General features: G+C 63.7%; 5 protein-coding genes. All 5 read left to right on the forward strand.

Features of this window, described 5'->3' with window-relative positions; translation table 11 throughout:
• The first annotated feature begins 73 nt into the window (after positions 1–73).
• Positions 74–3979: an autotransporter outer membrane beta-barrel domain-containing protein gene (locus OH491_RS05975; RefSeq protein WP_068771876.1), complete on the forward strand. Its 3906-nt coding sequence runs from the start codon at positions 74–76 to the stop codon at positions 3977–3979.
• Between the two features lie 144 nt (positions 3980–4123).
• Complete coding sequence (locus tag OH491_RS05980; RefSeq protein ID WP_084442461.1) at positions 4124–6085, forward strand: sugar-binding domain-containing protein; 1962 nt, start codon at positions 4124–4126, stop codon at positions 6083–6085.
• Positions 6086–6322: 237 nt separating this feature from the next.
• Positions 6323–7228, forward strand: coding sequence for a glycerophosphodiester phosphodiesterase (locus tag OH491_RS05985; RefSeq protein ID WP_068771875.1), 906 nt, complete (start codon positions 6323–6325; stop codon positions 7226–7228).
• Positions 7229–7313: 85 nt separating this feature from the next.
• Positions 7314–9746, forward strand: coding sequence for a carbohydrate binding domain-containing protein (locus tag OH491_RS05990; RefSeq protein ID WP_145928982.1), 2433 nt, complete (start codon positions 7314–7316; stop codon positions 9744–9746).
• A gap of 291 nt (positions 9747–10037) precedes the next feature.
• Positions 10038–10823, forward strand: a complete 786-nt coding sequence (locus OH491_RS05995) for a S1/P1 nuclease (RefSeq protein WP_068772011.1) — start codon at positions 10038–10040, stop codon at positions 10821–10823.
• Positions 10824–10884 lie beyond the last annotated feature (61 nt).

Below are 10884 nucleotides of genomic sequence, written 5' to 3' on the forward strand. Positions count from 1 at the left end.
TTCAAGTCAAAAAAATTAAGTCCAAGCCCGAACCTGCCACCTTTACCATTACAACTCCAACCACGCCGTCACCATGAAATATAAACTTGCACGTCTCGCCCTCGCCGCCGCCGCCCTTGCCCTCGGCACCGTCCGCGCCGCCGACATCACGTGGGCCACCGGCTCCACCGGCAACTGGGACAGCCCCGGCAACTGGTATGGCGGCGTCACCCCCGGTGCCGGCGATAACATCGTTATCAGTTCCGGCACCGCCGTCATTCCCTCTGTGCTGACCGTCACCACCTCTAACGCCGCCATCGGCGTCCCCGCTGGCGCGACCGCCAGCGTGGACCTCTCCGGCTACTGGAATAACACCGACACTCTCTACATCGGTCATACCGGCCTCGGCTCCCTCGCCATCCACAACGGCGGCACCCTCCAGCTCGGTAGCGCCAAGTTTTTATATGTCGGCTACTCCGGCACCGGCGTTCTTGTCATAGACGAAGGCGGCGTCCTCAAGCGCTCTGGCGGCACCGACATTTACATCGGCGGCACCCATAACGCCTCCGACATCGGCACCGCCACTCCCGTCGGCTCCGGCTCCATCGTCGTCAACGGTCTCCTCGACACCCCCGGCAGTTATCTCCGCATCGGCGCCGGCGGCGACGGTTACCTCTACGTCGGCCAAACCGGCACCGTCAACGCCACCGGCATGCGCCTAACCTACCAAAGTTTCAATTCCACCGGCACCGCCATCATCGACGGTGTCTGGAACAGCACCGGCTACATCATCGCCTCCCACTGGGGCAGCAGCTACTTTGAGGTTGGCCAGACTGGCACCGCCCTTATCGGCGACTACTTCTCCATCGGCCAAGGCGACGGCACTGGCAACCCCCTCACTGCCACCAGCACCGCCACCATCGCGGGCTACCTGAAAACCACCAACGCCTTTCAGGTCGCCAACCGCATGGCCGCCACCGTTGACATCACCGAGACCGGTACCGTCGTCGTCGGCACCCGTATCTATGTCGGCAACGCCGCCACCGCCACCGGCACCCTCAACGTCGCCGGCGTCGTCAACGTCAATGGCGCCAACAGTGCCACCGCCAGCACCCAGTTGGACATCGGCACCACCGGCACCGGCTACCTCAACGTCCTCGGCACCGGCACCGTCATTTCTACCCCCCGCATCATGCTGGCCCGCAACGCAAACTCCTACGGCGAACTCAACATCGCCTCCGGCGGCTATTGGGACGGGGCCGGCCAGCTCTACATCGGCTACGGCGGCGTCGGAGCCCTCCACGTCGCCTCCGGCGGTACCTTCTTCGCCGCCCAAGGCGTCTATCTCGCCCAAACCGGCACCGCCACCGTCACGGTTGACGGCTACTGGGAAAACCGGTCAGGCCTCATCTACACCGGCATCGGCGGTCGGGGCGTCTTCACTATCACCGAGACCGGCACCGTCAAAGGCGCCAATTCCTTCCGTGTCGCCGGCACCGGTGACGGCAATACCGACACGGGCGACAGCAACGTCTATGTCCATGGCGTCCTCGACAACGCTACCTACACCATCGGCGTCGGCTACGCCGGCCAGGGCCGCATGGATGTCTATTCCACCGGCACCGTCATCGCGGGCGATATGTATGTCGGCGACCGCATCGCCGCCACTGGCACCCTCACCCTCCACGACGGATCCATCCTCATCACCAACGGCGACATCTTCCGCATCGGCAACTCCGGCAAGGGCGTCCTCATCGTCGAGGAAGGCGCCGCCATCCTCACCGACAATGACCGGCTCAATGGCACCTCCCTCGACTTCACCCTCGGCAACGCAGCCGGTTCCTCTGGCACCGTCCATCTCTCCGGCACGCTCCTCACCGCCCACACCATCAAAAACGGTGCCTTAGGCACCGGTTACCTCGACATCAGAAGCACCAGCCGCGTCACCGCCGGCGGCGGCTACACCCAGAACGCCGCCTCCACCCTCAAGGTCGAACTCGACACCGGCCGCCGCGAGGACACACTCTTCCCCGACCTCTCCGCCCCACTCATCGAGGCCGGCGGCAAGGCCACCCTCTCCGGCACCCTCCTCGTCACTGGCAGCGCCGTTGCCGACATACCTGAATTCGAGTGGGTCAACAATCAGGCCAAGGCAGGCACCCTCACCGGCATCCCCGTCCTCCGCGCCACCGGCGGCATCACCGGTGACTTCGACACCGTCGAAATCGAAGGTCTCATCATCCCCGCAACCCTCCCCGACTTCATCCGCGGCGGCGGTCTCAAGATCAACGAGGGCGGCCCCGTGGACACCCGCTACGACGTCGGCTACGGCCTCGCTTGGAAAGCCGGTGTCAACTCCGCCCACGGTACTTTCACCTTGGATGAAGGCAAAACCTTCATCAATGACCTCCAGCTCTCCGACCGCGCCGGCCTCACCTTCGACACCGGCTGGGACGGCAAGTCCCTCACCAAAAAAGGCCCCGGCACCCTCGTCCTCACCGTTCAGAACGCCTACACCGGCGCCACCACCGTGGACGACGGCATTCTCCGCTTCGCCGGCCCCGTCAACATCACCCTCGGTGACCTCATCGTCAACTCAGGCACCATCGACTTCGGCAGCCTCGACGCCGCTGGCGTAGCGGCAACTCCTGCGCCCAACGTGGACCCCTCTCTGACCGCTGGCGACTTCCGCACCATCCACGCCGCTTCGCTCTCCGGTACCGGCGGCGTTTATCGCATGTCCTTCGACCTCGCCACCGGTGCCGGCGACAAGCTCGTCATCGCCGGCGACGCCGCCGCTGGCATCCACCAGTTCGACATCACCCTCAAGAACACTGGCGGCGGAATGCCCACGGGCGCCGAGCCCATCCCGGAACTCGCCCTCATCGGCGGCGTTAACCAGGCCACCCTTGCCCCCAACGTCATCATCGACGGCGTCTCCAGCGGCACCTCCTTCGATCGCGGCGCCTTCCATTACGAAGTCGTCACCGACTCCGTGGCCGGCACCCTCAAAATCGTCCCCGTCAGCATGGGCGCCGAGTATCGCGCCCCCATCAACGGAGTCCTCGCCGCGCCCCTCTCCCTCCTCTGGTTCGACCAGCAGGACAACCTTGCCCGCCGCTTCGGCGAACTCCGCTCACCCCGCGAAACCGGCGCCGGCTTCGACCTCTGGGCCCGCGGCCACGCCGCCACCGCCTCCGTCGGCGGCGGCTCCACCGACATGCGCCTCGCAGACATTGACCTCTGGGGCGCGGAAATCGGCGCCGACCACACCTGGCGCCTTGACGCCGAGCGCGTCACCATCGGCCTCTACGCCAGCGTCGGCAACGCCTCCCAGGACTACAACCGCGGCGCCGGCGCCGCCACCCGCGAAAGCGACCTGCTCGGCTTCGGCCTCTACGCCGCCTGGCTGGCCGACTCCGGCTGGTTCGCCAACGCCACCCTCTCCTCCGTCAATTACGACAACACCCTCGACGCCGCCAACCCCGCAGGCGACCACACCACCGCCGACTACACCGACCGCGCCTTCGGCGCCTCCGTCGAGATTGGCCGCCGCATCCAAATCGGCGCCGGCTTCTTCGCCGAGCCCTCCCTCCAGGGCACCCTCGCCCGCCTCACCCTCGCCTCCTACACCACCGGCGGACTCATGGACGATGGCGTAACCCCCAGCTACGTCTTCGGCGTCCGGGGCTCCTCCGCCACCATCACCCGCGCCCGCGCCGCCATCCGCGCCGGTCGCGCCTGGGAAATCAACGGCCTCGGCTGGCTGGAGCTGGCCGCCCGCGCCGGCTTCATCCGCGAGACCAGCTCCGGCGGCGAACTCGCCATCGGTCCTGAAAAATGGAGTCCCAACCTCGACGGCAACCGCTACGAAGCCGGCCTCGGCCTCTACTGGCAGCCCTTCAATCGCGGCCAGCTTTATTTCGATTACGAATACGCCGCCGGCGACAACTACGAAAAACCCTGGGCTCTCAGCCTCGGCCTCCGCCTCTCCCTCTGACCTGATTTCCAAATCCCAACCCAAAAGATCCGAACCCAAAATATCTCACGCGGCGACGCGGAGGACGCGGAGAAATCATCCCTCCTGCTCCGCGTCTCCGCGCTCCCGCGTGAAACGATTTTCCAATTTTCACCGCGACCTCCCATGAAATTCGTCTTCGCCGCCCTCGCTCTCGCCGCCCTCGTAGGGCCTGACCTTGCGTCAGGCCGCGATTCCGGCGCGACGCAAGGTCAGGCCCACGGCTTGGCAAGCGCGCCTGCCAAGCCGTGGGCGCCTGCCGGCGACCTCATCAAGACCCCGTGGGCCGCGCAAGTCTCGCCCGAGTCCACCCTGCCCGAGTATCCGCGCCCGCGCCTCGTCCGCGACGCGTGGCAAAACCTCAACGGCCTGTGGGACTACGCCATCACCCCCAAGGGCGCGGCGCTGCCCGCCGCCTTCGACGGCCAAATCCTCGTGCCCTTCCCCGTCGAGTCCTCCCTCTCCGGCGTGCAACGCGAGGTCGGCCCGGACAACGAACTTTGGTACAAGCGCGAGTTCACCGTCCCCGTTGGCGCCGCATGGCGGGAAAAAAACGTCCTCCTCCATTTCGGCGCGGTGGACTGGCGCGCCGACGTGTTTGTCAACGGCGCGCCCGCCGGCTCGCACACCGGCGGCTACACGCCGTTCTCGTTTGATATAACAAATTATGTAAAACCAGACGCCGCGAACACCCTCGTCGTCCGCGTCTGGGACCCGACGGACGCCTCCGACCATCCCGTCGGCAAGCAGTCGCGCAAGCCCAAGGGCATCTGGTATACCGCCGTCACCGGCATCTGGCAGACCGTCTGGCTGGAGCCGGTCTCGACAAATTATATAAAAGACATTCAAGCCGTCTCCGACATCGACGCAGGCACCCTCGCCGTGACCGTCACCCAAAGGAGCGCGGGCATTCCTGCCCGCGAAATCGCGGACTGGAATGTCCGCGCTCCCGTCGAGGTGGAGCTGCTCGACAACGACAAAGTCCTCGCCACCGCGCGCGGCCACGCCGGCCAAGCCGTGACGCTCTCCCTGAAAACCCCTATCCTCTGGTCCCCCGAAAACCCGAAACTCTACGACCTGCGCGCCCGCCTGCTCTCCGACGAAAAAAACGCCGACGAAGCCCGCTCCTACGCCGCCTTCCGCCAAATCTCCATGCAGCGCGACGCCGCCGGCATCATGCGCATGCAACTGAACGGGAAAAACTATTTTCACTTCGGCCCGCTCGACCAGGGCTGGTGGCCCGACGGTTTATACACCGCGCCGACCGACGAGGCCCTCCGCTTTGATATTATCAAAACCAAGGAGCTGGGTTTTAACATGATTCGCAAGCACGTGAAAGTGGAGCCGCAGCGCTGGTATTACCACTGCGACCGCGAGGGCATCCTCGTCTGGCAGGACATGCCCAGCACGCACAGCTACGGCCTCGGCGCGAAATGGGGCCGCAACGAGCTCGACGGCGGCACGGACACGCTGCGCACGCCGCTCTCGAAGGACAATTTTTATAAGGAATGGGGTGAAATCATGGATCTTTGCCAAGGCCACCCGTCGGTCGTGGTCTGGGTGCCGTTCAACGAGGCGTGGGGCCAATTCGACACGGACAAGGTGGTCCAGTGGACCAAACAACGTGACCCCTCGCGCCTCGTGAACCCGGCCAGCGGCGGCAATCTCCGCATGTATAAGGATGCCGTCGGCGTCCTGCGTCCCTGCGCGGACATGGTTGATTTCCACCATTATCCGGAGCCAAAGTTGTTCAAGGGCGACGCCGACCGCGTGCTCGTGCTTGGCGAATACGGCGGCCTCGCCCTCCCGCTGCCCGACCACCTCTGGCAGCGCGACGGAAAGAACTGGGGCTACGGCAAGGTCAAGTTCACCGGACGGGACGACCTCACCGCAAAACATGTCGAATATGCAAACATGCTGAAAGGCCTGGTGAAAGACGGCTTTTCCGCCGCCGTCTATACCCAGACCACCGACGTCGAAATCGAGGCCAACGGCTTTTATACCTACGACCGCAAGGTGCTGAAATTCGACCCCGCCGCAGCCCGCGCCGCCAACCTCGAAGTCATCGGCACCCTGCCCGCCGAATAAACAAAAACCAATAATGATTTTAAACAAAATGGACGGAATTAAAATGAATGAACGGAATTAATAATCTGATTAATTCAATTATGTTCATTTTATCAATGAACCTGTCGCTTCGCCCGGGACTGTTCATTCTGTCCAAAACAAACGCCTTCTTCGCTCACTTTGTTTCCTTCCGTTCAATATAAAACCAACTCTTCCGCCCTTCGTGCACCTTCGTGCCTTTGTGGTGAAACCAATAAAATGAAACCCATCGCCTTCATCATCGCCGCGCTGCTCGCGGCATTCGTCACCAGTGCCGACGCTGCCGACGACGCGAAACTCGCCGCCCCCACGGTGCAATTCTCGATCCCCCGCTCCCCCGTCGTCGGTCACCGCGGCGCATCGTTCGATCATCCCGAAAACACGCTCGCCTCCTTCCGCGGCGCGGTCGCCGCCGGCGCTGACGGTTGCGAGTTCGACGTGCATGCCACCGCCGACGGCGCGCTCGTCATCATCCACGACAAATCCCTCAACCGCACCACCGACATCGTCGCGCCCATCGGCAGCAAGGGAAAACCGGAAAAGGTGCCGGTGGCGGAAAAAACACTGGCCGAAATCAAGGCCCTCAAAATCAGGGCGCTCGCCGACCGCCCATGGAAGGTGAAAGCTTTCGCCGCCGAACGCATCCCCACGCTCGCGGAGACCCTCGCGCTCCTCAAGCCATCCGCCGCCGCCACTCGTCCCGTGGTCGAAATCAAGGCCGAGCAAATCGAGCCGCAAGTCATCGCCGCGCTCCGTGACGCCGGCCTCTACGACCGCGCCGTCATCATCTCCTTCTCCCAGGCCGTCGTCAAAGCCGTCCGCCGCCTCGCGCCCGACCTCCCCGTCGCCTGGCTCTACGGCGGCGAAAAAGACGACGACCGCACCCCCGCCGAACTCGCCGATTTTATCTCCCAAACCGCGCGCGAGCTCGACACCCCGCTGCTCGACCTGAGCCACAAAATCCTCACCAGGGAAGTCGTGGCCGCGCTCCACCGCCGCGGCTTCACCGTCTGGGCGTGGACGGTGGACGAACCCGACCGCGTGAAAGAGCTGCTCGACTGGGGCGTTGCCAGCATCACCACCAATAAACCCGCCCAGCTAAAGCAAGTGGCCAGTGGCAGGTAGCAAGTTCCAAGAAGCCAGCGGCGCGGCGGCACCCAATTCCATCGGCCCCATAAGTTCCATCCATCCGAACTTCACCAAAATCACCATGAAATCCACCACACCACCCGCCATACCCACCGCTATCCGGCATCCGCTCCTCGCCACCGCTCTTCTTGCGCTTTTTGTGCCTCTTTGCGGCCATTCCCTCCTCGCCGCGCCAGCCACCATCGTCACCGAAAACTTCGAGGGTGACCGCGTGCCGCCCGCCGCCAAGCCCTTCAACACCACCCTCGCCGCCGACGCCACCCGCGCCCATTCCGGCGCCTCCTCCCTGCTCGTCACCCCGAAAAAAAGCTACGCCACCGTCTTCTTCGACCTCGACGACGGTCTCGATTTCTCCAAGGACTGCGAGTTCTCCTTCTGGGTTTACTCCGAAAAAGCCAACAGCGTCTCCGCCTACATCTCCGCCGACGACGGCAGCTCCGACCGCTACACCGTCACCAACGCCCTCGGCACCGTCGAGGCCGGCAAATGGTGCGAGTTTCGCGGCACCGCCCGCGCCGCCGACTGGCGCAAGTGGGATTCCGCCTTCCGCCTCGTCATCAAACTTTCCTCCCCCTGCTGGGTGGACGACGTCGTGATCGCCAACACCGGCCCCGCCACCCTCCCCTCCCAAACCTGGCCCAGACTTGAAAAGGCCCTCCACGCCGCCGCCGGCAAACGCGCCACCGCGCTCAAGCCCGGCGCCACCGTCACCTTCGACGCCAGCCGCGCCGCCTTCGCCCCCGACTCCGCCGGCGTTGAGGCCACCCTCCCCGCCGACGCCGCCGCCATCATCCCCGCCGAAGGGTTGCTCGTCTTCGCCATCGACGCCGCCGCCGACCTCGACCTCGCCGGCTCCGTCACCCTCGAGCCCGACGCCGACCTCCGTCCCGGCCTCCGCGCCACCGTGCTCGCCGGCAACACCGTCGTCGCCGCCCCCGCCGTCAAGGCGAAAGCCTGGCGCGGCACCAAGGCCGCCGGCGACCGTCCCGGCCCCGCGCCCGACATCCGCGGCGAGCGCCCGGCCGCCGCCGTCCCGCTCGCCCCCTTCCGCCTGACCAAAGGCCGTCATTACATCACCATCGCCGGCCCCCATTTCCGCTCCGCCGGCACCTTTGCCAAATTGGAACTGCGCGCGAAAGACCGCCCCGCCGAAAAACCGCTCCAAACCTTCGGCTTCTTCTCCGACACTCACCTGGGCTTTGGCCGTTCCAATTGGATGAACTTCAAACTCAACGCCCGGAGCGGCGAAGAACTGGAGTCCTCGCTCCGCCAGCTCAAACGCGAAGGAGCGGACTTCGCCATCATTGCCGGCGACATGACCGACGGCGGCAAGGCCAGCCAGTACAAGGACCTCGCCAGCGTCGTCCAACACGCCGGCCTCCCCGTCTATGGCTGCATCGGCAACCACGACACCTTCGCCAACTCGCGCGCCGACATCGCCAAGATCATCCCCAAGCTCTTCCCCTCCGGCCCTGAAAACACCGACTATGCCTTCTCCCCCAAAAAACTCCCCCTCCGCTTCATTGTCCTCGATGGCTCCTACTGGCGCGACAAAGACGGCAAGATCCACGACTACAAGGCGAAGGGCGCCGACCAGACCACCTACCGCGCCGGAATGCACGACTGGCTGCGCAAGACCCTCGCCGAGGACACCGCCACGCCCACCCTCGTCGTCTCGCACTATCCCTTTTACCTCCAGCGCGGCGTGTCCCCCGTGAGCGGCTACGACCTCGGCAAAACCTCGCTCGACAAAGAAACCGTCACCCTCCTCGACGCCGCCCCCAACGTCGTCGCCACCCTCAACGGCCATCTCCATTGCAACGAAGTCGCCACCCGCAACGGCATCACCTTCATCCAGAATCCCGCCTTCGTCGAGTGGGCCAATGCCTACCGCGTCTTCCGCGTCTATAAGGACCGCCTCGAATGGGAAGTCCGCCAGTTCCCCAATCGCGGCCTCATCCGCGAAGGCGTCATCCCCGAAAAAGCCCTGTTGTATATGCTCTCCACCGCCGATGGCGACCTCGCCGGCGTCATTCCCCTCGCCCCGCGCAAGCCGGTCGAAACCGTCATCGACGAAGGCTTCGAGGGCGGCCGTCTGGACGCCGGCGCCTACCGTATGACCCACGCATTCGACACCACCCGCGCGCACTCCGGGCGCGCCTCGTTGCACGTGACCCCGACCGCCGAGTGGAGCACCCTTAGTTTCGACCTCGACCACCGGATGGATTACAACGCCGGCTGCGAGTTCTCGGTCTGGGTCTACGCCGAGCCCGGCACGCGCATCTCGTCGTATGTCTCGGCCCAGATCCCCGGCGCCAAGGACCGCCACACCGTCGCCAACGCCGCCGGGACGGTCGAGCCGGGCAAATGGTGCCGGCTGAGCGGCAAAATCCCCGCCGGCAAATGGCGCATGGACGAGCGCGAAGTCCGCCTCGTGGTCCGCGCCTACGGCCCGTGCTGGATCGACGACGCCTCCCTGCGCGCCGTGAAATAAACCAAACCATTAAAATAGCCACAAAAACGCACAAGAAGCACAAAACAATCACTCAATCTTGTGCCTTTTGTGCCTCTTTGTGGCTATTAAAACATAATCATTAAACTGTCCACGGATTACATAGATTAACACAGAGCTCATGAATTATAATCCGGGAAAATCGGTGTAATCTGTGGACCATAAAATCGAACCATTTTTTGAACAAAAGGAACCAAGAGAACCATAATATAAAATATATCCTCCATTCCTCTTTATTCCCTTCCGTTCAAGAAAAGCCAACCCATGAAAACCATGAAACGCCTGTTTGTCCTGCTGGCCGCCGTCCTGCTGTCCTCCCCCCGCGAGGCGCTCGCATGGGGGCGGAACGGACACGACGCGGTGGCCGCCATCGCCGAGTGGAACCTCACCCCGAAAGCCAAGGCGACCGTCGAAAGCTACCTTGGAGGGCACTCCATTGTTTATTATTCATCGTGGATGGACAATTACCGCCACACGCCCGAATACAAACACTCCTCGCAGTGGCACACCGCGCCGGTGGACGACCGGTTTTATCACACCGCCGCCGTGGCCCGCGAGGGCGGCGACGCCATGACCGCGCTCGACGACATCCTCACGATCCTGCGCGATTACAAGAGACACCCCGATGACATCGTGTCCCTCAATATCAAATACCTGGTGCACCTGCTGGGCGACATGCACTGCCCCGTGCATGTGAAATACACCACCATAAAAACCAACTTCAGCGTGTATATAAACGGGAAAAAATCCACTTACCACAGCGTGTGGGACGGGGACGCGGTGGCCACCCACAAATGGGGCTACTTGGAATGGGTGCACCAGATGAACCGGCTCGACAAAGACCAGATCGCAAAGGTCACGGCGGGCACGCACCGCGACTGGTTTCACGAAAACGCGCTGGACAGCCGCGTCATCTACGAATGGGCCAGGCCAGACATGAAACTGGACGGCAACGACTACAAGGACTTCATCAACAAAGCCGCCCCGCTCGCCGAGTCGCAGATACAAAAAGCCGGCTACCGGCTGGCCAGAATATTAAACGACTGCTTCGGGCAATGACCGCATAGCCTGCATTATTCACCGAAACACAAACCGGCCACGGATCGCACGGATGAACACG

Origin of the sequence: Termitidicoccus mucosus, from assembly GCF_038725785.1 — a bacterium.
In the GTDB taxonomy this organism is placed as follows: Bacteria; Verrucomicrobiota; Verrucomicrobiia; order Opitutales; family Opitutaceae; genus Termitidicoccus; species Termitidicoccus mucosus.